Source organism: Actinophytocola sp. (assembly GCF_049647105.1).
GTDB lineage: Bacteria > Actinomycetota > Actinomycetes > Mycobacteriales > Pseudonocardiaceae > Actinophytocola.
Genome location: NZ_JBARWZ010000204.1, coordinates 14529 through 37102, shown reverse-complemented (window position 1 = coordinate 37102; position 22574 = coordinate 14529). Strand labels below are relative to the sequence as shown.

The window sequence follows — 22574 nt, the reverse complement described above, 5'->3', positions numbered from 1 at the left end:
CCGTGCGGGCCACGGCGTGTTCCCCGATCCCATACCGAGGGAAGCTGGGACACTGAGCGGCATGTCAGCGGGATTGCTTGCGCAGATCGAGGCTGGCGTGCTCGAAGGTGAGCCGCTGCCGAGCCTGTTGCAGAAGTGCCTCGTGCTCGGAGGTCGGGCTGGGTCGGAGAAAATGCGAGATTGGGCCCGCCAAGAACTCAATGGTTATCCAGGCATCGGAGGTCTTCCTCCGTACCGCATGTTGCATGCACAGGTCAAGCTCACCTTGACCAACCCGTGGGGATATCAGCCCAAGACCACCTCGTTCTCCACCGCGCAGCTGCCTGACCAACTGAGCACGTTCCTTAAAGAGAAGGGCACCGTGCTCGAAAGCATCCCGATGAACATGGGCGTTGGTGAGCTGGACGCTATGGCTGACAGCGGCAAAGGCGAGCACCATCTCCTCCCATGGTGGTCTGACATGCTGCTTCCTGTTCTCAACGAGCACTACGTCGACCAGGAGTACACCCGGGTCCAAGATGTGTACTGGGCTCTGTCCAACAGCACACTCAAAGGACTGCTGGTTCAGATTCGCACGAACCTCGCCGAGCTAGTTGGTGAACTTCTCGCGCTTACGCCAGACGATCGCCAGCCGACCAAAGAGGCCGCCGACGCAGTGACAGTGTTCATCCTCTCCGGTGATCGCAACGTGATCACCAATCTTCGACAGGATGTGACTGGTGGAACTGCGGTCGCTACCCAGGGCGGCGAGTCTCCCGTGACTGCCGCAGGAACGGGTGGAACCGCGATCGGCAGCCAGACTGCCAGCAGTGAGGGGGCCAGTGTTGTCGGCAGTCAGGTCGCTAGCGGCGACGGCAGCCGCGCCACTGGCCGCGATTCGACCCAAGCTGAGCCTGTCACCAGCAAAGATGGGTTCTTCAAGCGGTTCCGCAAGCGCGGTATGTACGTTGGGATAGCGACTATCCTCGCCGCAGTGGTCGGCGTGCTGCAGTTGCTGGGCTGGACCCCCTGGTAGACATGGCGCGCTAGCAGCCTGGTGACGTGCAACGCACATGCAGCGAGCAACGCACATGCAGCGAGCACTGTCACCTTGGCTAGCTGTCAGTCGTGCGAGGACGCCTCGCATACCCCGACTCGCCGGAGTGTGGGAACAGTCGGTTGTTGGCGTCGTGTGACACCCTGAACGCCATGCCCGACGAGCCTCAGTACGAGTACGACCTTGCCGTGTCTTTCGCAGGCGAGCAGCGAGATTATGTGCGGGGAGTCGTCCGTGGTCTTGGTGACGACGTTCGGGTGTTCTATGACGAGGATGAGAAGGCGAGATTGCTCGGCGAGAACCTCGTCGACTTGTTGACGGACGTCTACCAGAACAAGACGCGATACGTCGCCATGTTCGTCTCCCAGGCGTACGCCGAGAAGATGTGGACGAAGGTGGAGCGTCAAAGTGCAATGGCGCGGGCCATTCGGCAACGGGCGGCATACATCCTTCCAATTCGTATGGATGACACGGAGCTTCCTGGCCTTCTGCATACCGTAGGATATCTTGATGCGCGGTTCGAAGGACTGGGCGGCGTAATCAGCGTTCTGCGGGAGAAGTTGGGCAATGAACGCGTCTCCGCGACCTACTCAGGCAGAGTTCCCGAGACGCAGGCAGACCTCGACCTGTTGCTTGCCATTCGACCTCAATGGTGGGAATTCTGGCTGTACGCAGGAGTCCTGAGGGTCGGCCTCGGTGCCCTGGAAAGCAAATATCGCGATTACGAAATAGGATTTGCTCCGCAGACTGGTGAGACATATTTTGGGCGTGATGCGTTCGAATTCTTGCACGCAGTCCCGACGCGTGCGAGTAGTTTGATCAACAACTTCAATGCCATTTTTCACTCGGGAGCGCAGTCTAGAGCCTTTGGTGAACCTGGCCAACCAGGTGACGCTGATCGCATAATCCATTTGGCTCGGCGCTTTCTGGACGTGTACGAGAGCTTGTTGGATGAGGCTGCTCGTATTCGAGGCGCGGCACTTTCGGACCCTTTTCAGGAGGCGCAACGAGCTGCCGCTGCGTTCGGGTCTAATGCGGTGCAAGAAATTCGCGATTTCGTCACAGAATGCGTCGAATCAATGAATTCCTTGCCTGAGCTCGCGGAGAGTCATTCGGAGGACGATGGGCCACTGGAACTCACACTCATCGTAAAGCTAACCGTTGACGAGGAGATATCCGCGAGTTTTATCGAAAATACCCAGAGAGCTGTTGATGAGATGCTTCGAAACGGGTAGTAGTGCGCGCTTGGATGACACCTGTGACATATAGAGGATGTGGTAGGTCAGAATGACTGTAGGTGTCGCTCCTGTTTCGAGGTCATCCCACGTGCAGTGACAGTGGCAGGTGTGACGCCTGTGGTGGACACCTGCCACTCTGTCGCTGTTCTAGTCGGTGGTGGCCTTTGGCGCTACGTAGGTACCGCGACCGTGCACAACCTTGAGTCGACCCTGTTCGACCAGTGCGGCGATGGCACGGCGCACGGTCGGCCGACTCACGCCGTACACGTCATCGGCCAGGCCCTGTTCCGACGGGAGACGAGTGCCGGGTGGCAGCTCGCCGCTGTCGAGATCTGCGAGAAGGTCCGTGTGCACCTGCTCCCACACAAGCTCGGGCCCGTCGTGGTCGATTCGGTCAGCACGGTTATCCCACGACATGCGGCCACAGTAGACATCCCCTCACCTGCGAAAACGGTAAGATACGTCACGTGACGTCAGGTGACGTAAGCTGGCCTGCGGCACGGCGCGACCCGTCCCCGGCAGGTGGCCTGATGGACGCCACCACAGCACGCGCGCTGCACGCCGTCCCGGCCGCGCCGGTGCGGCGGACGCGGTGGACCGACGATGTCCTGTTGCGGGAGGAGTTTCCTCCGCCCAAGTGGGCCGTGCCCGGCCTGCTCTGCGAAGGGCTCAACCTGCTCGCGGGAGCGCCGAAGCTGGGCAAGTCCTGGCTGTCGCTCGGGATTGCTGCGGCCATCGCCAACGGTGACCCGGCACTGGGTGGGGTCGAGGTCGAGCGCGGGCCGGTCCTGTACTGCGCGCTGGAGGACACCGGTCGGCGCCTGCAACGCCGTCGACAGCAGATGCTCGCCGCAGGTGGCCGGGCCGCTCCGCTGCTCACTCTGGAAACCGCGTGCCCGACCATGCCCAGTGGCGGGGAAGACGTGATCGTGGAGTGGATCGAGCAGAACCCCGGTGCGCGGCTGATCATCATCGACACCTTCGAGAAGATGCGCGGCCGCAACCCCCACGGCGTGTCCGCCTATAGCGCCGACTACGCCGCCGCGGGCCGGTTCAAGACCATCGCCGACCGCCACGGCGTGCCGATCCTGCTCATCCATCACGTCCGCAAGCAGGCCGCCGAGGACTGGCAAGACCTCGTGTCCGGCACCAACGGACTCACCGGAGCCATGGACGCCACGCTCGTGCTGGAGCGCTCACGCGGGCAGGCAGACGGCGTCCTGCACGTCACCGGCCGCGACGTCGTGGAGAACGACTACGCCATGACGTTCGACGGCACGTTCTGGACCAAATTGGACGGACCCGCGTCGGACTACGAGGTGAGCGAGACCCGCGCAGACCTGCTCCGGCTCGTGCGTGAGTACCCCGGCAGCAAGCCCGCCCAGCTCGCCGAAGCGCTCGGGATCGCACCCGCGACTGCCCGCAAAACGCTGTCCCGGATGGCCGAGAAAGGCCAGGTCCGGGTTGCGCCCGGCGGCCTGTACTACCCGCCCGAGCAGGTCAGTGACAGCGACCATGCCGCACCTGTCACACCTGTCACACCGTCACTCCACAACCTCTGACCAGGGAGAACCGCTGTGACACCGCCAGTGACACCCACAAGGACCCGTCACTCCGACACCAGGGATAGGGACATGACGACGCGCTTCCTCTCGGTGCCAGAAGCCGCCGATTACTTGAACACATCGGTGCGGTTTATCCGCCGACTCATTGCGGAACGGCGAGTCGCTTTCCACAAGCTCGGAAAGCACATCCGGTTCGCGGTCAGTGACCTGGACAGCTACGTCGCGGCGGGACGTGTGGAGCCGGTTTCCGTCAGCGACGTTTGGCTCAGCATGAAGGGGGTCGCGTAAATGGTGAGCAAGCGCAGGCGATTCGGTTGGGTACGTGACCTTCCCTCCGGCCGGTGGCAGGCCAGTTATCTCGGACCGGACGGACAGCGGCGGAACGCGCCCAACACGTTCAAGTCCAAGACCGACGCTGATCAGTTCCTTGTGAACGTGGAAAGTCTGATGATCCGTGGCGAGTGGACGGACCCAATCCGGGCGCGGATCAAGTTCGGCGACTACGCCGCTGTGTGGATTGTCGAACGTCCGGGTCTGCGGACGCGCACAATCGAGCTGTATCAGTGGCTGCTCAGGAAGCACATCAACCCCTACCTCGGTGAAACCGAGTTGGGCAAGCTGACCACCGGTGCGATTCGGCAATGGCGCGCGGAACGGCTCAAAGCTGGCGTTAGCGAGTCGGTTGCGGCCAAGTGCTACCGGCTCATGCGCGCCGTGCTCAATACCGCTGTCCAGGAAGACAACATCCTGCCGAAGAACCCGTGCCGCGTGCGCGGTGCCGACAAAGAGGAACCGGCCGAAAGGCCGGTGCTTACTGTCGCGCAAGTCTTCGACCTGGCGGGCCGGATGCCCGCGCGGTTCCGTGCCATGGTGCTACTGGCCGCATTCGCCTCACTCCGCTGGGGTGAGGTGTCGGCGCTGCGTCGGTGTGACATCGCGGAGGACGGGAGCTGGGTGCGCATCTCTCGCGCGTTCGTCGAGTCGACAGAGAAGGGGCTGATTGTAGGTCCGCCGAAGTCGAGGGCGGGTGCGCGGACGCTCACGCTGCCGACCGCTGTCCGGCCGGACATCCTCGGGCACCTGGAGACCTACACCGAGGGCTCGCGGGACGCGATCGTGTTCACCGGCGAGAACGGCGGGGCGCTACGGCGGCCGAACTTCAACCAGCGGGTGAAGTGGACAGCCACGGTCACGAAGATGGGGCTCAGGGGCTGCACTTCCACGACCTGCGGCACGCGGGCAACACCTGGGCGGCGCAGGCGGGCACGTCGACGCGGGATCTGATGACACGCATGGGCCACGACGACATGCGGGCCGCGCTCATCTACCAACATGCCAGCAAGGAGGCGGACCAGGCCATCGCTGAGCGACTCTCGGCGTGTGTTGACAGCTACCGTGAAGCCCAGCGGTGACGACTATCTGTTCAACACTGTGGCGACGGATGTGTACGCACAGTGGTCACCTCAACCGTGGATTTGTACCCCGCAAATGCATCACTCGATCGAGTGATGGGTATAGTCTGCCTTGATCCCATAGAGCGGCATCTGTGCTGGTAGCAGCAATATGATTCGTGGCCAAGTGAGACGCTGCGTGTGGCAAGCGCTACGCGACGCGTGGAGCTGGTACGACATGTTGGGCCAGTGCCTGGTACGACATGTTGCGACCATGGGGTTGCGTGGTACGACATGCTGAACTGCGTGGTACGACATGCTCACCATGGGTTGCGTGGTGCGACGTGTTGGACCATGGCTTGGCTGGTATGACATGCCTGGACCACGCGGATTACCACCACAGGAGTCGCGGGGCTCACAAAGGCGTCGTGGAGGAGAAGCGGGACCCCCGCCCGGCAGGTAACGCCTGACGGGAGTCCCAACTCTCAGAAGAAAACCACGATGGAAATGGTCTGCTGGCCATGGGCGAGCACAAGCCAAGCCAGCAGGACCACCAGGGCGAGGAGGAGCATGCTCCTCCTCGCCCTCCGGTATCGCCGCCTTAACATCTTCAACAGGCGGCGGCCAAAGGTCGTCTTCATCTGCATCACCTCCTCCCCCCGCTGGTGTTCTAGCTGGGACGTCCACGGGTGGACGCCTCGCGAGAACCGCAGGTTTTCCGGTTCTCGCGAGTTGAGAAGCGAGGCCGGGGAGGTGTGCGTGGCGAGATCGTATCGCGGACACGATCTCGCGCTCGGAGGACTCTCTCAAAGAGGCCCGAACAGCACGTGGACAGCACGTGGAGGCAGTTTGGGCACAACGTCAGAAGCCCCGGGTCCGGAGTAGATAACCTCTGACCTGGGGCTTCTGACGTGGAGCGGATGACGGGAATCGAACCCGCGTTCTCAGCTTGGGAAGCTGATGTTCTACCATTGAACTACATCCGCAGAGTGCTGACGAGCTTACAATGCCTGGTCCTCGCTAGGGTGATCGGGTGTTGTTGAGCGATGGTGACCTCCGCAAAGAACTCGCCGCCGGCAGGTTGGGCCTCGAGCCTCTCGACGAGGCGATGGTCCAGCCGTCGAGTATTGACGTGCGGCTCGACCGGTTCTTCCGTGTCTTCAACAACACGAAGTACACGCACATCGATCCGCGGCAGCAGCAGGACGACCTCACCTCGCTGGTCGAGGCGGCCGACGACGAGCCGTTCGTGTTGCACCCCGGCGAGTTCGTGCTCGGGTCGACGTTCGAGTCGGTGAACCTGCCGGACGACCTCGCAGGCCGGCTGGAGGGCAAGTCGTCGCTGGGGCGGCTCGGGTTGCTGACGCATTCGACGGCCGGGTTCATCGATCCCGGGTTCACCGGGCACATCACGCTCGAGCTGAGCAACGTGGCGAACCTGCCGATCACGCTGTGGCCGGGCATGAAGATCGGGCAGCTCTGTATCTTCCGGCTCTCCAGCCCGGCCGAGAACCCGTACGGCTCCTCGGTCGCGGGGTCGCGCTACCAGGGGCAGCGCGGTCCGACGCCGTCACGGGCGTACCTCAACTTCCACCGCACCGACACGCGCCGCTGACTCGCCCGCGACCGGGGTGAGGGCGGCGCCCGCCGCCGGGAAGAGTGCGGCGACCCCCAGCGCCAGCGGGTAGCCGAACGCGGTGATCAGGGCGCTGAACAGTGGCGCGGCGGCCATGGCCGTGATGTTCTGGCCGGTGTTCTGCACGCCGAGCGCGCGTCCCGCCCAGAACGGGCCCGCCAGCTCGGCGGTGGCGGTGAAGCCGAGCCCGTTGTCCGTCACCGACACGACCATGGCCGCCACCAGCGCGCCGATGGCCAGCCACGGCAGATCCAGCGCGTCCCCGACGCCCCACAGGACGATCGTCGCCAGCGCGCCGAGTGCGATGAGCCGCATCGGGCCCGTCCTGCTGCCCGCGCGGTCGGACCACACGCCGGCCAGGATCCGGCCCGCCGCGCCCCCCACCTGCACGACCGCGACGAGCTGACCCGCCGCCACCGGGTGCCAGCCGCGGGCCGACACGAGGTAGGTCACGGCGAAGGTCGCCGACACGAACTGGGGCACGACGAGCATCGAACTGGCCGTGTGCAGGCGAATGAGGGTGGTGGCCGTCGGGCCGGTGTACGGGGACGCCGCCGACGACACGGTGGGTTCCGGCCGTGGCGGGTCCACGACCACGAACCACACGAGCACGGCCGACGCCAGGCACAGGACGGCGGGCAGCACCAGCGCGGTCGCGAAGCCGTGGTGGTCCGCCAGCGCGGGCAGGGTCGCCGCCGCGATGCCCACCCCGACCGGCTGGGCGGTCTGCCGGATGCCCATCGCGAGGCCGCGTTCCCTGGCGCTGAACCAGCCGAGCACGACGCGCCCGCTCGCCGCGTTGACCGACGCCGAGCACGCACCCGCCAGCAGCAACCCGAGACCGAACAGCACGAACCCCGGCAGGGTGAGGCTCACCAGCAGCAGCACGCCGGTGAGTGCGAGCCCGGCGGCCATCACGCTCCGCTCGCCGAACCGGTCGGCGGCCGCGCCCCACGCGATCAGTGCGAGCAGCAGACCGAGCAGTGGCGCCGAGATCAGGACGCTCGCCGAGGTCAGGGACAGGCCGTGGCCGGTCTGCAGCGCGGGGATGAGGAACGGGAGACCATAGAGGAAGCTCGACGTGGTGGCCTGCGCGATCAGTCCGGTGGCGAGGATGAACCAGCGTCGCATGCTCGTCACCGTAACGCGGTGCTCCTGAATATTGGGATGGATTTCTCGCTATCCGAGACGACTTGGTGGGGGTGCCCCCAGGGTCGGATCGGGGGCGTCCCGGATGTCCCGCACCCCCCACAAGCCATAACTTCCTGGTGACACAGGAAAAGTGAGTGGAGGCGTGGCAATGGTGAGCAAGCGCGTGGTGGCGGGGATCGCGGTCGGGGTGGCCGGTCTGTTCCTGGCCGGGTGCGGCTGGGTCGGCACCTCCACGTTCGACGACCACGAGACGCTCGGCCAGAAGATCACCGAGGTGCGTTTCTCCAACGACTCGGGCAACGTCAGTGTCGATGTCGGCGACACGGTCGAGGTGCGGCGGACCGTCAGGCATGGCGACGACAAGCCGGGCAAGACCTACCGCGTCGAGGACGGCGCGCTCCTCGTCGACGCGTGCCCGGTCCGCGAGTGCACGATCGACTACGAGCTGACCGTCCCGGCGGGCACCAAGGTCAGCGGGCACGTCGACTCGGGGAGCATCGAGGTCGCCGGGGTGGCCACGGCGAACGTGGCAGCCGAGTCCGGCGACATCACGGTCCGGGACGTCGCGGGCGAGGTGAACGCGTCGGTCCAGTCGGGTTCGATCGACCTCGGTGACATCGGCGGCGCGGTCGTCGCGGGTGCGGAGTCCGGGGACGTGAAGGTGGGGCTCGCCACAGCCGGGAGCGTCTCCGTCGAGACGGAGAGCGGCAACATCGAGGTGACCGTGCCGAGTGGGAAGTACCACGTCACGGCGTCGACCGAGAGCGGCTCGATGGAGAACGACCTGGACAACGACCCCTCCGGGCTGCCGATCGAGGCGAGCGCCCAGAGCGGTGACGTGACCATTCGCGCCGCCTAGGGAACACCACGGGCGGTCCGCTCGTTGGGAGGATCAGAAAGATTGAGCGCGAGGGGCTCAAGTCTGGTTTGACGAGTGATCAGCTCCGAAGGCAAACTTGAGCGGCAGTCACTCAACCCACGCACAGGAGCAGAAAGCAGGAGGGAACCAAATGGCGCGAGCGGTCGGTATCGACCTGGGGACGACCAACTCCGTCGTCGCTGTCCTCGAGGGCGGTGAGCCGACGGTGATCGCCAACTCCGAGGGTTCGCGGACGACACCGTCCATCGTCGCCTTCGCCAAGAACGGCGAGGTGCTCGTCGGCCAGCCGGCGAAGAACCAGGCTGTCACGAACGTCGACCGCACGGTCCGTTCGGTCAAGCGGCACATGGGCACGGACTGGAAGACGGAGATCGACGGCAAGTCCTACAGCGCGCAGGAGATCAGCGCGCGTGTCCTCATGAAGCTGAAGCGGGACGCGGAGGCCTACCTCGGTGAGCCGATCACCGACGCGGTGATCACCGTCCCGGCGTACTTCGAGGACGCCCAGCGGCAGGCCACCAAGGAGGCCGGGCAGATCGCCGGCCTGAACGTGCTGCGGATCGTGAACGAGCCGACCGCGGCCGCGCTGGCGTACGGCCTGGACAAGGGCGAGAAGGAACAGACCATCCTCGTGTTCGACCTCGGTGGTGGCACGTTCGACGTGTCCCTGCTGGAGATCGGCGAGGGCGTGGTCGAGGTCCGTGCGACGTCCGGTGACAACCACCTCGGTGGCGACGACTGGGACCAGCGGATCGTCGACTGGCTGGTCGACAAGTTCAAGCAGTCGGCTGGCATCGACCTCACCAAGGACAAGATGGCGCTCCAGCGCATCCGTGAGGCCGCCGAGAAGGCGAAGATCGAGCTGTCCAGCTCGAACAGCGCAGGCATCAACCTGCCGTACATCACGGTGGACGCGGACAAGAACCCGCTGTTCCTCGACGAGACGCTGACGCGCGCCGAGTTCCAGCGGATCACCAGCGACCTGCTGGACCGCACCCGCTCCCCGTTCAACAACGTGATCAAGGACGCCGGCATCAAGGTCGGCGACATCGACCACGTGGTGCTCGTCGGTGGCTCGACCCGCATGCCCGCCGTGGCCGAGCTGGTCAAGGAGCTGACGGGTGGCGAGCCGAACAAGGGCGTGAACCCGGACGAGGTCGTCGCCCTCGGCGCGACCCTGCAGGCCGGTGTCCTGCGCGGCGACGTCAAGGACGTGCTGCTGCTGGACGTCACCCCGCTGTCGCTGGGCATCGAGACCAAGGGCGGCGTGTTCACCAAGCTCATCGAGCGGAACACGACCATCCCGACCAAGCGGTCGGAGATCTTCTCCACCGCGGACGACGGCCAGACCACGGTCGGCATCCAGGTCTTCCAGGGTGAGCGCGAGATCGCGGTGCACAACAAGAAGCTGGGCACCTTCGACCTCACCGGCATCCCGCCGGCACCCCGCGGCGTGCCGCAGATCGAGGTCACCTTCGACATCGACGCGAACGGCATCGTCCACGTCAACGCGAAGGACCTCGGCACCGGCAAGGAGCAGTCGATGACGATCACCGGCGGCTCCGCGCTGCCGAAGGACGACATCGACCGCATGGTCAAGGACGCCGAGGCGCACGCAGAGGAGGACAAGCAGCGCCGCGAGGAGGCCGAGGTCCGCAACCAGGCCGAGACGCTCGTCTACCAGACGGAGAAGTTCGTCAAGGACAACGACGAGAAGATCCCGTCCGAGATCAAGGACAAGGTCAACATCGCGGTCAAGGAGGCCGAGGAGTCGCTCAAGGGCACCGACATCGCCGCCATCAAGGCAGCGATGGAGAAGCTCGCGACCGAGTCCCAGGCCATGGGATCCGCGATCTACGCGCAGTCCGGCGCCACGCAGGACGCGGGAGCGGGTGCGGGTGCCGAGGGCGGCGAGCAGGCAGGCGGCCAGCAGACCCCGGGCGCCGATGACGTCGTGGATGCCGAGATCGTCGACGAGGACGGCAAGAAGTGACTTCGCCGCGATCATCCGACGACCACGGAGAGGAGCCACGAGTAGTGGTGCGTGACCGGCGTCGCATAGATCCGGACACCGGCGAGGTCCGGCCACCCACCCCAGAAGAGGAGGCGGGTGTGCCGGACCCCGAGGCCGGTGTCGTACCGGAGACCGCCGAGGAGGCGGAGCTGGTGGGAAGCCAGGAGGCCGAGCTGAAGGCCCAGCTCGACGAGCGGACCGCTGACCTGCAGCGGCTGCAGGCCGAGTACGCCAACTACCGCAAGCGGATCGACCGTGACCGGGAGGTCGTGGTCAACACCGCGAAGGCGTCCGTGGCGGGCGAGTTGCTGTCCGTGCTCGATGACATCGAGCGTGCCGCCCAGCACGGTGACCTCACCGGTGCGTTCAAGGCGGTCGCGGACAAGCTGGTCGCGACCCTGGAACGCACGGGGCTGGAGTCCTTCGGGCACGACGGAGAGCCGTTCGACCCGTCCGTGCACGAGGCCGTCCAGCACGACACGTCACCGGACGTGGCGGGGCCGACGGTGACCGCGGTACTGCGCCGCGGCTACCGGTTCGGTGACCGGATCGTGCGGGCCGCGCTGGTCGCGGTCACCGACCACGACCCGGGAGTCTCGCCAGTGCCCGACGAGCCGCCGAGCGAGTGGTTCGACCCGAACGACAAGTCGAACGACAAGATCTGACCGAGAGGAGGGGACGTCCGTGAGTGCGCGGGATTGGATCGACAAGGACTTCTACCGCGAGTTGGGCGTCTCGTCCGACGCCACCGACGCCGAGATCAAGAAGGCGTACCGAAAGCTCGCCCGTGAGCTGCACCCCGACGCCAACCCGGGCAACGCCCAGGCGGAGGCGCGGTTCAAGGCGGTGTCCGAGGCCTACGGGGTCCTCGGCGACGGGGAGAAACGCAAGCAGTACGACGAGGCCCGCCGGCTCTTCGGATCCGGCGGGTTCCGTCCTGGCGGCTTCGGTGGTTTCGGCGGCGGCGGAGGCGGCGGGTCGTCGACGTTCGACTTCAGCGACATCTTCGCGGGCCAGCAGGCCGGCGCGGGTGGGGCCGCGGGTGCCGGTGGCATCAGCGACCTGCTCGGCAACCTGTTCGGCCGCCGGGGCGGCGGCACGACGTCGGGCAACCGGCCGCGCCGCGGTGCCGACGTGGAGACCGAGGTGCGGATCGACTTCGTGGAGGCGGTGAAGGGCGCGACCGTGCCGTTGCGCCTGTCGAGCCCGTCCACGTGCGACACGTGCCACGGGTCCGGCGCCAAGCCGGGCACGACGCCGCGCACGTGTCCCACGTGCGCGGGTGCCGGCCTGGTGAGCCGTTCGCAGGGCGCGTTCGCGTTCAGCGAGCCGTGCCGCGACTGCCGGGGCACCGGCCGGATCGTCGACGACCCGTGCCCGGAGTGCAACGGCGACGGTGTCAGCACCAAGTCACGGACGCTGACCGTGCGGATCCCTCCCGGTGTGAACGACGACCAGCGGATCCGCCTGGCAGGCCAGGGCGAACCGGGCAACGCGGGCGGGCACGCGGGCGACCTCTACGTCCGCGTGCACGTCACGTCGCACCCGGTGTTCGGCCGCTCCGGCAACGATCTGACGTTGAAGGCGCCGGTGACCTTCACCGAGCTCACGCTGGGCACGACACTGGAAGTGCCGACACTCGAGGGCAAGGTCGCCCTGCGAGTGGCCCCCGGCACGGCCAGCGGCCGGGTCCTGCGCGTGCGCGGCAAGGGCATCACCCGGCGCGACGGGCAGGCGGGTGACCTGCTGGTGACCCTGCAGGTGGCGGTGCCGTCGAACATGGACGACAAAGCCAAGGCCGCGCTGGAGGAGTACGCCGCGGCTACCTCCGGCTACGACCCCCGGCCGGAGCTGACCGCGATGCTGGCTGAACGGAGTCGGTGATGACGGGTTTTCCGTTCCCACCCGGGGCTGACGAGGACACTCCTGTCTTCGTGATCTCCGTGGCCGCCGAACTGTCCGGGCTGCACGCGCAGACACTGCGCGGGTACGACCGGATGGGGCTGGTGTCTCCCGGGCGCACGTCCGGGGGTGGACGGCGGTACTCCATGCGGGACATCGCGCTGCTTCGTGAGGTGCAGCGGTTGTCCCAGGAGCAAGGGGTGAACCTGGCAGGCGTCAAGCGGATCATCGAGCTGGAGCATGAGGTCGATGACCTGCGGTCCCGGCTCGCCGAGCTGACCGAGGAACTGGCGGCTGTGCACGCGGCCGCAGAGCAGGCCGCTGCCGCCATTCACCGGTCCTACCGGAACGAGCTGGTACCCGTTTCCCGGCAGACCGCGTTAGTGGTGTGGAAACCGCGTAAGAAGTAGGGGTTTCACGTCGAAGGGGCCGTGCCTTTGTGGCGCGGCCCCTTTTGTCAGTCCACCGTGAACGGGTCGTACGTGATTCGGTCAAGGGCGGTGCCCGCCACCAGCATTCTCGACACCGTGGAGCGGACCATGGCTGGGGAGCCCGACACCAGTACGTCGTGGTCCTGCCAGGCGCCGTAGCGGGTCACCACGTCGGCCAGGGTGCCGTTTTCCACCGCTGCCATCGTGGAGTCCGATTCCAGTACCGGCACCACCTTCAGCCACGGGTTGGACGCCGCGGTGGCTTGCAGGTTCTCCAGGTCGTACAGGTCCGCCCGGATGCGGCCGCCGTAGAAGACCTGCACCCTCGGGTTCTCGCCCCAGTTGGCGAGGTGGTCGATGATGGCGCGCATCGGGGCGATGCCGGTGCCGCCCGCGATCATCAGCACGTCCCTGCCGGAGTCGCGGTTGACCGCAAGCCTGCCCATCGGGGGGCCGATGCGCCACACGTCGCCGGGTTCACCGTGGGTGACGATCGACCGGGAGACCCAGCCGGTCTGGACCGCGCGGATGTGGAACTCCAGCAGGCCGTCGTCGCGTGGTGCGGTGGCCGGGGTGAAGTACCGCCACATCCTGGGGCGCTGCGGCACCTCGACGCTCAGGTACTGCCCCGGCTGATAGGGCACCGCGTAGTCGGGCTGGACCCGCACCACGGCCAGGTCCCTCGCCAGGCGGTGGTGTTCGACGACCGTGCCGTTCCACCAGGCCGGGCTCTGGTCGGCGCTCGCGGCCTCCAGCATCGCCCTGGCCATGATCGTGTACGCCTCGGCCCAGGCTCGTTCGACCTCTTCGGTCCACGCGGCCCCCGCGTACTGCTTGACCGCCGACAGCAGTGCCATGCCGACGGCTTCGTAGTGGCCGGCGATCACGCCGAACTTGCGGTGGTCGCGGCCCAGCTGCCTCAGGAACGGCAGCAGGTCGTCTGGGCGGTCGACCATCTGGACGACGTGGACCAGGGCACGCAGCAGCCGCGAGCGCTGTACCTGCATGTTCACCGGGAACATTTCGCGGGTGGCGGGTGCGATCGCGAACAGCGTCGAGTAGAAGTGCTGCGCCACTCGGTCGTGGTGCGGCTCCACGACCGCGAAACTCTCGCGGACCAGGCGCGCCATGGTCGCGAGGGGCTCGTCGCCCTGCTGCTGGTTGTCCTGGTTCGGTAAGGGGCTCACAACGGCGTTGGCTGTCATGGTCGGGACACAGTCCACCTCTCGGCGTCCGGGGTTCCACGCCGCATCACCTGGTCGTCGTCCGTCCCCGACTTCGAGACACTAGACGGAAACTCACTCGTTGTCCGCCCTCCTGACACTTTCGTGTGAGGTACCACTACTTACGGTTGTCGTGTTGGGACGTTCCGGCGACATCACGGGGGGTGCCTGCGCGGTCACCGTCCCGTTATGAAAACGTGTCCGCTGTGCCTCCTGATGTGGTGACTCCCACGGGTGTCGCGGACACGACTCTGCTGGCCTTGGAAATCGCGGAACCCGCTGTCACGCCGCCGCCACCGTCCGTAGATCCGCCGACCGTGCGATTACACCCGATCAGCGCGTCCGATTCACCCGATTGCCCGGGGGAGCGCCTGCTCCAAAACGCCTACGGCACTACGGAACGGGCCGAACGCTTCTACCGCGACCAGGTGCTCGACCACCTCAACCCCGAGATGATCGAGTTCGTGGGCCGGATGGAGATGGCGTTCGTCGGCACGGCGGGCGCGAGTGGCGAGTGCGACTCCAGCTTCCGCGCGGGACCGCCCGGCTTCCTGCACGTCCTCGACCCGCGCCGCGTCGCCTACCCGGAGTACCGGGGCAACGGCGTGCTCGCGCGCCTCGGCAACATCAGCGAGAACCCGCACGTCGCGGTGCTGATGATCGACTTCGTGCGGGACCTGATCGGGCTGCACGTCAACGGCCGCGCCGCGATCATCGACGACGTCGTGCTGCGCCGTGACCATCCCGCCCTCCCCGCCGCCGACGAACGCGGGCGCACGCCAGAGCGCTGGATCGTCGTGCATGTGGAGGAGGCCTACGTCCACTGCCGCAAGCACATCCCCCGGTTGCGGCCCGTGCCGCGCGAGCGGGACTGGGGCACCGACGACACCCGGCGCAAGGGTGGCGACTACTTCAACGTCCGTGCGCGCCAGAACGCCCCCGTTGCCGGGCGTCGCTGAGCCGATCCCTCGTCGGCCCGCATTCACTCGGGTGGCGGTGTCGCTCTGAGCCACCGACCATGGACCTGACGTCCCGAAGTGCCTCTGCACACCGTCCTGTGGATAGACACCTGGCGATTGTGGACAAGTGGGAACCCACTGTGGACAACGCGGCTACGACATGTGGGTGAGGCGGAACCAGGCGATCGTGACCTTGCGCCAAGTCGGAGTTGAGCGGAACACACTCAACTTTGCTGACGTTATACACAGTGTGTACGAACGTTGCAGGTGAGGGGACCCATGGACGCTTTCAACCCGACGACCAAGACCCAGCAGGCCATCTCGGCGGCCGCCCAGGCCGCGACCGTGGCAGGCAACCCGGACGTGAAGCCCGCGCACCTGCTCGGCGCGCTGCTCGCGCAGGGCGACGGCCTGACCGCGCCCTTGCTGTCGGCGGTCGGGGCCGACCCGAACGTGGTGCGCAAGGAGCTGGACCAGCTGGCGAACTCGCTACCGTCCGCGAGCGGCTCGACGGTGTCCGCGCCGCAGCTGGACAGCGAGGCGCTGCGTTCGGTGACGCACGCGCAGAAGCTCGCGACCGAGATGGGCGACGAGTACGTCTCCACCGAGCACCTGCTCGTCGGCCTCGCCGCGCAGGGCGGCGCGGTGGCGAGCCTGCTGAACCGGCACGGCGCGACGCCGGAGGCGCTGCGTGAGGCGTTCGCCAACGTGCGCGGCTCCGCGCGGGTCACGAGCCCCGACCCGGAGTCGACCTACAAGGCGCTGGAGAAGTACAGCCTCGATCTGACCGAGCGGGCCCGCAAGGGCGAGCTGGACCCGGTCATCGGCCGCGACTCCGAGATCCGCCGGGTCGTGCAGGTGCTGTCCCGGCGGACCAAGAACAACCCGGTGCTGATCGGTGAGCCCGGCGTCGGCAAGACCGCGATCGTCGAGGGCCTCGCCCAGCGGATCGTGGCCGGTGACGTGCCGCAGTCGCTGCTCGGCAAGCGGGTCATGGCCCTGGACCTCGGGTCCATGGTCGCCGGCGCGAAGTTCCGAGGTGAGTTCGAGGAGCGGCTGAAGGCGGTCCTCAAGGAGATCACCGAGTCGGCGGGCCAGGTCATCACGTTCATCGACGAGCTGCACACGATCGTCGGCGCGGGCGCGACCGGCGAGAGCGCGATGGACGCGGGCAACATGATCAAGCCGATGCTCGCCCGGGGTGAGCTGCGGATGGTCGGCGCGACCACGCTCGACGAGTACCGCCAGCACATCGAGAAGGACGCCGCGCTGGAGCGCCGCTTCCAGCAGGTGCTGGTCGGCGAGCCGTCCGTCGAGGACACGGTCGGCATCCTGCGTGGCCTCAAGGAGCGCTACGAGGTGCACCACGGCGTGCGCATCACCGACGGCGCGCTGGTCGCCGCGGCGACCCTGTCCGACCGGTACATCACCGCACGCTTCCTGCCGGACAAGGCGATCGACCTGGTCGACGAGGCCGCGTCCCGGCTGCGGATGGAGATCGACTCCCGGCCCGTCGAGATCGACGAGGTCGAGCGGGCCGTGCGGCGCCTCGAGATCGAGGAGATGGCGCTCGCGAAGGAGGACGACCCGGCGTCGAAGCAGCGACTGGCCGTGCTGCGAGCCGAGCTGGCCGAGAAGCGGGAGGCGCTGACCGGGCTGACCGCCCGCTGGCAGAACGAGAAGGGCGCCATCGAAAAGGTCCGCGACCTCAAGGAGCAGCTGGAGCAGCTGCGTGGCGAGGCGGAGCGGGCCGAGCGGGACGCCGAGCTCGCGGTGGCCTCCGAACTGCGGTACGGCCGGATTCCCAAGCTGGAGAAGGACCTCGAGGCCGCGACGCGGACCGCTGAGCGGACCGAGGAGCAGGTCATGCTGAAGGAGGAGGTCGGCCCGGACGACGTCGCCGACGTCGTGTCGGCGTGGACCGGCATCCCGGCGGGCAGGCTGCTCGAAGGCGAGACCGCGAAGCTGCTGCGCATGGAGGATGCCATCGGCAGGCGGGTCGTCGGCCAGGAGAAGGCCGTGCGGGTGGTGTCCGACGCGGTGCGGCGGGCCAGGGCAGGTGTGTCCGACCCGGACCGGCCGACCGGCTCGTTCCTGTTCCTCGGCCCAACCGGTGTCGGCAAGACCGAGCTGGCGAAGGCACTCGCGGAGTTCCTGTTCGACGACGAGCGCGCGATGATCCGGATCGACATGTCCGAGTACTCGGAGAAGCACTCGGTCGCGCGGCTGGTCGGTGCCCCGCCAGGGTACGTCGGCTACGACCAGGGCGGCCAGCTCACCGAGTCCGTGCGGCGGCGGCCGTACAGCGTGGTGCTGCTGGACGAGGTCGAGAAGGCGCACCCGGACGTGTTCGACGTGCTGCTGCAGGTACTCGACGACGGTCGCCTGACCGACGGTCAGGGCCGCACGGTCGACTTCCGCAACACGATCCTGGTGCTCACGTCGAACCTGGGCTCGCAGGCCATCGCGGACGTGAACCTGAACGAGCAGGAGCGCAAGGACGCGGTGCTTTCGGTGGTGCAGCGGCACTTCAAGCCGGAGTTCCTGAACCGGCTCGACGACGTGGTGGTGTTCGGATCGCTCGCCACCGAGGAACTGACGTCCATTGTGGACATTCAGATCGCGGCGCTCGGCCGTCGCCTCGCGGCACGCAGGCTGACGCTGGACGTGCGCCCGGCGGCACGCGAATGGCTGGCGCTCAACGGGTTCGACCCGGTGTACGGTGCGCGGCCGCTGCGGCGCCTGGTGGCCTCCGCGATCGGCGACCAGCTGGCGAAGTCGTTGCTGGCCGGGGAGATCCGGGACGGCGACACGGTCCGCGTTGACATCACGCCGGACAGCTCGGGCCTGATCGTCGGCCGCGCGCAGTAGGACGACCCGAAAGCGGCGCCTCCCCCTGGAAGGCGCCGCTTTCGCGTGTTCAGGCGCAGAACTCGATCTCCGGGTACGCCTGCGACGGCGCCGTCAGCAGCGGGCGCTGCCTGCCGCGCAGGTTCTGGTCCAGGAACGCGCCGAGGTAGGCACGGGTGATCGCCTGGACCCGCGCCCCGTCGACGGTCGCGCCGATGTCGACGCCGAAGTGGTCCGCCATCAGCCCGACGTCGGTGAACGACGCGTGCTGTGCGCCGTGCAGCGTGAGCCAGCGCTTCCACCCGGTCAGGTGCTGCCAGTCGTCCTGGACGAACGGCTCAGAGCACGAAGGGAACGGCGCGCCCGGCGGGTACTTGACCAGGTACAGGAACGGCCGGTCCAGGTCCGCGGCGAGCAGGAGGTAGGCCCGGCCGTCGATGTCGAACCCGGCCCTGATCCGGTCGTCGGCGACCAGGGCGGTCGTGGCGCTGCAGCCACCCGCGGAGTGGCCGCCCATCGCTATCCGCGACGGGTCGATCAGCCTGGCACCGCGCCATTTCGGGTGCCGCCCGGTCAGCTCGTCGAGCACGAACGACACGTCCGCTGCCCGGCCCCGCGCCAGCTTCTCCCAGAACCCCGGCAGGTGGTCGACCTCGCACGACGCGCACCCGAGGAAGCGGCCACCGGGGAAGCTCGTGCCGTAGTTCTCGTAGGTGTGCCCGACGATCGCCACGACATAGCCGTGGCTCGCGAGATCCTCGGCCAGCGCGGTGAGCGTCGCGCGGGGCTTGGTGTAACCCGGGGACAGCACGACCAGCGGCAGGCTGTGCGGACGCCCGGCCGGGTGCGCGTTCTGGACGGAGTTGGTCCGCGTCCTGCTCAGCAGGTCCGGCGGCACGTCGGTGAGGCCACCGTCCGCCAGCAGCGCCGCCGACTCAGCCGGGGTCACGTACTGAGTCCTCGGCCCGTGGCTTCTGGACGCCGGGTAGAACACGGAAACCATGAGTTCTCGGTAGGGCACCGACGGCACCCAGGGGTCCGGACGGGAGATGTCCTTCAGATACAGCGAGGTCGTGCCGACCGGGTGGGTGCCGGTCGGGGCGGGCAGAGCGGGTGGTGCCTGCTCGGCGGCCGCGGGTGTCGCGGACAGGACGAGCGCGAGTGCGATGAGCATGGCTGTGCCACGCATGGAATTCCCCTTGTGGTTGTTTCTCAGGACACGTGGCGGATTCGCCGGAAGCAGAACCACGTCAGCAGCGCAGACAGTGCGAGGAACAGGCCCGTCTCGATCCACTGCAGGGGCCAGAAACGGCTGCCTGGCTGGTAGGTCACGCGTTGCGTGTAGCCGAGGTCGGACAGCTGCGCGATGCACTCGGTGATCGACATGCGGCTCGGCGCCCGCGCGATCGCGTCGTCCGGGCGTGGCACGCAGTCCTGCACCGCGTCTGGCAGTGGGCTGATCGCGGTGCCGGACGAGTCGACGGTCTCGTTGGTCAGCATCCACGCTCCCGCCGGGGTGGACACGGTCATCTCCTCGATGACGCCGGACTCGTTCCCGACGATCTGCCGGATGTTCGACGCCGTGATCGTGACCGTGTCCTCGGCCGGGGGAAGCACGTACGGGCGCACCAGGAACGGGATCGCGACCATCACGGCGGCGAACACGGCGAGGGTGACGGCCATGGCGGCGACGGTGCGGCGCAGCACGAGCCCCACCGCGACCCCGAGCACGAACGCGAACGCGGCGTAACCGATCGGCGCGATTCCGCGTGCGGCGAACACGACCGGTGACATGCGGGTCTGTTCGAAGCCGTTGTCGTCCGCGCTTGCCAGCGTGTCGATCGGGCTGGCCCACCAGGTGACCGCGGTGGCCAGCAGCGCCGCCGCGACCACGGTGGTCAGCACGCCGACACCCAGCTTGGTCGCGAGCCAGCGCTTGCGGGTGATGCTCTGGTTCCACACCAGGTTGTGTGTGCCGGTCTCCAGCTCCCGCGTCACCAGCGGCACGCCCCAGAACACGCCGACGACCGCGGGCAGCACGTACATCACGAGGATCGTGCCGCCGAACAGGACGTCCATGTCGGAGAAGTCCGTGCGGCCCACCAGCTCGGGTCCGGTGATCGCGAGGATCACCCCGATCGCCACGAGTGCCGCGTACACCGAGCCCGCCGGGATGCGGAACTGGCGCCAGGTCAACCAGGTCATCGGAGTACCTCCAGTGCGGGGCGGGCGGTGACCGGGTTGCTCATGTACTCGAGGACCAGGTCCTCCAGGGTGAGCTGGCCGACCGTCCACGACGGGTCGAGGATCGGCGCCTCGGTGCGGACGACGACCGAGGTCTGCCGGTCGGTGTGGCTCGCGGAGATCACGTGCTGGTCGGCGGGCAGCGTGTCGAGGTCACGGCGCGGGCCGGTCAGCCGGTGGTGCGTTGCGAGCAGATCCTCGACCTCACCGGTGATCCGCAGCTGCGCGTCGACGAGCACGATCATCTGGTCGCACACCCGCTCCAGGTCCGCGACCAGGTGCGAGGACAGCACGACGGACACGCCGTGCTCCGCGACCGACTCCATCAGGTCGGACAGGAACTCGCGGCGGGCGAGCGGGTCGAGGGAGGCGACCGGCTCGTCGAGCAGCAGCAGTTCCGGGCGCTTCGCGATGCCGATCGTGAGCGCGAGCTGCGCGCGTTGACCACCGGAAAGCTTGCCGGCCTGCTGTTTCGGGTCCAGCCCGATCCGTTCGACGCGCCGCTGCGCCAGCTTCTCGTCCCACGTCGGGTTGAGCCGCGCGCCGAGGCGCAGGTGGTCCTCGACGCGCAGGCCCGCGTAGACCGGGGTGCTCTGCGCGACGTAGCCGACCTTCGCGAGCTGGTCAGGACCGCTGCCCGGCACGCCGCCGCACACCTCGATCGAGCCCGCCGTCGGTTCGAGCATGCCGGCGGCGAGGTTGAGCAGCGTCGACTTGCCCGCGCCGTTCGGGCCGACGAGACCGGTCACGTGACCTGCCTCGATGTCGAGTGTGCAGCCGGTGAGTGCCCACCGGCTCTTGTACTTCTTGCCCAGTCCCTTGGCCCGCAAGACGGTCACGCTATGTCCTCTCTTGCGGCGTTGCGAAACGTGGACATGAACAACGCCTCGATGCTCTCGTCGTCGAGACCGGCCTTGCGGGCCTTGGCGAGCCATCGCCTCAGGTCCTGGCGCAGCGGTCCGTGTGCGGCGAGCGTGTTGTCGGTCAGCGTCGCGGTCGCGAACGTGCCGACGCCGGGACGTGCCGCGACGAGCCCGTCGTGCTCCAGCTCCCGGTACGCCTTGAGCACCGTGTTCGGGTTGATGGCGAGGGTGGCCGCCACGTCCTTGACCTTCGGCAGCTGGTCGCCCTCGCGGAGCAGGCCCAGCCGGAGCGCGTGGCGCACCTGCTGGACCACCTGTTGGTAGGGCGACAGGCCGGACCTGCCGTCCAGGTGAAACTCGATCACCACTACCTCCATTTATCTAGCTAGCTAGCACTATAGCTAAATAGGCGGGTGTCGCGCCACAACGAGTGACAAGGGGCCTGTGATCGTGGTGATGGCCCCAGGACGGCTACTCTTTGCCGCGTGGGCATACCGGCATGGGTGTGGTTCGTCGTGGCGCTGGTCGCCGGGCTGGCCGGTGCCGCGCTGTTGATGCGTGACCGCGCCCGCCTGACCTCGCGAAACCGGGAGCGTCGCCGCTGGGCCGCGCTGCGCGGATGGCAGTTCGCGGAAACCGACCACCTGCTGCCGACCCAGTGGACCGGCGGTTCGATCGCGTTCCACGGTGGCGGCGTCGCGCACGACGTGGTCGCCGGGTCGACGTTCACCGCCGACGGCAGGCGCAAGGTGTACGTGTTCGACCTGGAGACGGGCGGGCGGGTCGTCGCGGTGATCGCGGCCGTGCAGTGCAGGCGCGTGCTGCCCGCGGTGGTCGAGCTGTGGCTGCCGAGCGCACCGTTCCAGCGCGACACGATGCCAGAGCTGCTCGGGCCGGTCGGCCAGCGCTACGCGTTCGTCTCCGACATCACCGCCGCCCGCGGCCTGATCACCCCCGACCTCGTCGACGCGACGGAGGAGATCGGCGCGGACATCCCGGTGGCGTGGATCGAGGAGGGCTGGGTGCTGGCGAGCGTCGCACCGCACGCCTCACCGTCCAGGCTGGAGCGGCTGCTGCGCGGCGTCGGCGAGATCGCGGACGTCATCGACCCCTTCGACGCCGAAGTCGATCCGGTCGGCGAGCACGAGCAGCCGACCGGGCGCCACGGGGAGCACGCCGACTAACGTTGG

The 22574-nt window shown here is 67.5% G+C and carries 23 protein-coding genes and 1 tRNA gene; 15 read left to right on the top strand and 9 right to left on the bottom strand.

The features are described from left to right. Nucleotides 1-61: 61 nt before the first annotated feature. Nucleotides 62-1015, top strand: a complete 954-nt coding sequence (locus WBA97_RS24085) for a hypothetical protein (RefSeq protein WP_424233168.1) — start codon at nucleotides 62-64, stop codon at nucleotides 1013-1015. A 173-nt stretch (nucleotides 1016-1188) separates the two neighbouring features. Next, nucleotides 1189-2271 (top strand): TIR domain-containing protein, encoded by a 1083-nt coding sequence (locus WBA97_RS24080; RefSeq protein ID WP_424233167.1) that lies wholly within the window; start codon nucleotides 1189-1191, stop codon nucleotides 2269-2271. Nucleotides 2272-2421: 150 nt separating this feature from the next. Here the strand turns inward: WBA97_RS24080 and WBA97_RS24075 are convergent, their stop codons facing one another. Then, the gene (locus WBA97_RS24075) at nucleotides 2422-2691 is read right to left on the bottom strand and encodes a GntR family transcriptional regulator (protein WP_424233166.1); all 270 of its coding nucleotides are present in this window, start codon (nucleotides 2689-2691) and stop codon (nucleotides 2422-2424) included. 113 nt (nucleotides 2692-2804) lie between these two features. Between WBA97_RS24075 and WBA97_RS24070 the strand changes: the two genes are divergently transcribed. The 4 genes from WBA97_RS24070 to WBA97_RS24055 all read left to right on the top strand — a co-directional run bounded on the left by WBA97_RS24070 (nucleotide 2805) and on the right by WBA97_RS24055 (nucleotide 5251). Beyond that, entirely contained in the window at nucleotides 2805-3836 is a 1032-nt protein-coding gene (locus tag WBA97_RS24070; RefSeq protein ID WP_424233165.1) for an AAA family ATPase, read from the top strand. A 72-nt stretch (nucleotides 3837-3908) separates the two neighbouring features. Continuing rightward, entirely contained in the window at nucleotides 3909-4127 is a 219-nt protein-coding gene (locus WBA97_RS24065) for a helix-turn-helix domain-containing protein (protein ID WP_424233164.1), read from the top strand. Then, nucleotides 4128-5123, top strand: coding sequence for a tyrosine-type recombinase/integrase (locus tag WBA97_RS24060; protein ID WP_424233163.1), 996 nt, complete (start codon nucleotides 4128-4130; stop codon nucleotides 5121-5123). Beyond that, nucleotides 5015-5251 (top strand): tyrosine-type recombinase/integrase, encoded by a 237-nt coding sequence (locus tag WBA97_RS24055; RefSeq protein ID WP_424233162.1) that lies wholly within the window; start codon nucleotides 5015-5017, stop codon nucleotides 5249-5251. The genes WBA97_RS24060 and WBA97_RS24055 overlap by 109 nt, the downstream gene beginning before the upstream one ends. Before the next feature lie 464 nt (nucleotides 5252-5715). On the opposite strand, the gene WBA97_RS24050 is transcribed toward WBA97_RS24055, so the two are convergent. Both WBA97_RS24050 and WBA97_RS24045 read right to left on the bottom strand, forming a co-directional pair. Next, nucleotides 5716-5871 (bottom strand): hypothetical protein, encoded by a 156-nt coding sequence (locus WBA97_RS24050; RefSeq protein WP_424233161.1) that lies wholly within the window; start codon nucleotides 5869-5871, stop codon nucleotides 5716-5718. 271 nt (nucleotides 5872-6142) lie between these two features. Continuing rightward, nucleotides 6143-6216: transfer RNA gene (locus WBA97_RS24045), tRNA-Gly, on the bottom strand. 47 nt (nucleotides 6217-6263) lie between these two features. Here WBA97_RS24045 and dcd point away from each other — a divergent pair. After that, nucleotides 6264-6845 (top strand): dCTP deaminase, encoded by a 582-nt coding sequence (gene dcd / locus WBA97_RS24040; protein ID WP_424233160.1) that lies wholly within the window; start codon nucleotides 6264-6266, stop codon nucleotides 6843-6845. Here dcd and WBA97_RS24035 read toward each other — a convergent pair. Beyond that, nucleotides 6801-7997, bottom strand: a complete 1197-nt coding sequence (locus WBA97_RS24035) for an MFS transporter (protein WP_424233159.1) — start codon at nucleotides 7995-7997, stop codon at nucleotides 6801-6803. The genes dcd and WBA97_RS24035 overlap by 45 nt on opposite strands. A gap of 169 nt (nucleotides 7998-8166) precedes the next feature. Here WBA97_RS24035 and WBA97_RS24030 point away from each other — a divergent pair, with 169 nt between their 5' ends. The 5 genes from WBA97_RS24030 (at nucleotide 8167) to WBA97_RS24010 (ending at nucleotide 13224) form a co-directional block, all read left to right on the top strand. After that, complete coding sequence (locus WBA97_RS24030) at nucleotides 8167-8877, top strand: DUF4097 family beta strand repeat-containing protein (RefSeq protein WP_424233158.1); 711 nt, start codon at nucleotides 8167-8169, stop codon at nucleotides 8875-8877. A 151-nt stretch (nucleotides 8878-9028) separates the two neighbouring features. Beyond that, on the top strand, nucleotides 9029-10891 hold the full coding sequence (dnaK, locus tag WBA97_RS24025; RefSeq protein ID WP_424233157.1) for a molecular chaperone DnaK: 1863 nt from the start codon (nucleotides 9029-9031) through the stop codon (nucleotides 10889-10891). A 44-nt stretch (nucleotides 10892-10935) separates the two neighbouring features. Continuing rightward, nucleotides 10936-11577: a nucleotide exchange factor GrpE gene (gene grpE, locus WBA97_RS24020; protein WP_424233156.1), complete on the top strand. Its 642-nt coding sequence runs from the start codon at nucleotides 10936-10938 to the stop codon at nucleotides 11575-11577. Nucleotides 11578-11596: 19 nt separating this feature from the next. Beyond that, nucleotides 11597-12796 carry a molecular chaperone DnaJ gene (gene dnaJ / locus WBA97_RS24015; protein WP_424233155.1) on the top strand — a complete coding sequence of 400 codons (1200 nt, stop codon included), beginning with the start codon at nucleotides 11597-11599 and terminating at the stop codon, nucleotides 12794-12796. Continuing rightward, the gene (locus WBA97_RS24010) at nucleotides 12796-13224 is read left to right on the top strand and encodes a heat shock protein transcriptional repressor HspR (RefSeq protein ID WP_424233154.1); all 429 of its coding nucleotides are present in this window, start codon (nucleotides 12796-12798) and stop codon (nucleotides 13222-13224) included. The genes dnaJ and WBA97_RS24010 overlap by 1 nt, the downstream gene beginning before the upstream one ends. Before the next feature lie 47 nt (nucleotides 13225-13271). Here the strand turns inward: WBA97_RS24010 and WBA97_RS24005 are convergent, their stop codons facing one another. Then, nucleotides 13272-14375 carry a globin domain-containing protein gene (locus WBA97_RS24005; protein WP_424233188.1) on the bottom strand — a complete coding sequence of 368 codons (1104 nt, stop codon included), beginning with the start codon at nucleotides 14373-14375 and terminating at the stop codon, nucleotides 13272-13274. 314 nt (nucleotides 14376-14689) lie between these two features. On the opposite strand from WBA97_RS24005, the gene WBA97_RS24000 reads away from it, so the two are divergent. After that, complete coding sequence (locus tag WBA97_RS24000) at nucleotides 14690-15427, top strand: pyridoxamine 5'-phosphate oxidase family protein (protein WP_424233153.1); 738 nt, start codon at nucleotides 14690-14692, stop codon at nucleotides 15425-15427. 279 nt (nucleotides 15428-15706) lie between these two features. Beyond that, on the top strand, nucleotides 15707-18298 hold the full coding sequence (gene clpB / locus WBA97_RS23995; protein WP_424233152.1) for an ATP-dependent chaperone ClpB: 2592 nt from the start codon (nucleotides 15707-15709) through the stop codon (nucleotides 18296-18298). 49 nt (nucleotides 18299-18347) lie between these two features. Here the strand turns inward: clpB and WBA97_RS23990 are convergent, their stop codons facing one another. The 4 genes from WBA97_RS23990 to WBA97_RS23975 are packed head-to-tail and all read right to left on the bottom strand — an operon-like array spanning nucleotide 18348 to nucleotide 21749. Beyond that, on the bottom strand, nucleotides 18348-19466 hold the full coding sequence (locus WBA97_RS23990; protein WP_424233151.1) for an alpha/beta hydrolase family protein: 1119 nt from the start codon (nucleotides 19464-19466) through the stop codon (nucleotides 18348-18350). Between the two features lie 23 nt (nucleotides 19467-19489). Then, the gene (locus WBA97_RS23985; protein WP_424233150.1) at nucleotides 19490-20482 is read right to left on the bottom strand and encodes a transporter; all 993 of its coding nucleotides are present in this window, start codon (nucleotides 20480-20482) and stop codon (nucleotides 19490-19492) included. After that, a complete protein-coding gene (locus WBA97_RS23980; protein WP_424233149.1) occupies nucleotides 20479-21360 on the bottom strand; it encodes an ABC transporter ATP-binding protein in 882 nt (293 codons plus the stop codon). Before WBA97_RS23980 ends, WBA97_RS23985 begins: the two co-directional genes overlap by 4 nt. Continuing rightward, on the bottom strand, nucleotides 21357-21749 hold the full coding sequence (locus tag WBA97_RS23975) for a GntR family transcriptional regulator (protein ID WP_424233148.1): 393 nt from the start codon (nucleotides 21747-21749) through the stop codon (nucleotides 21357-21359). Before WBA97_RS23975 ends, WBA97_RS23980 begins: the two co-directional genes overlap by 4 nt. Before the next feature lie 120 nt (nucleotides 21750-21869). On the opposite strand from WBA97_RS23975, the gene WBA97_RS23970 reads away from it, so the two are divergent. Further along, the gene (locus tag WBA97_RS23970; protein ID WP_424233147.1) at nucleotides 21870-22568 is read left to right on the top strand and encodes a hypothetical protein; all 699 of its coding nucleotides are present in this window, start codon (nucleotides 21870-21872) and stop codon (nucleotides 22566-22568) included. Nucleotides 22569-22574 lie beyond the last annotated feature (6 nt).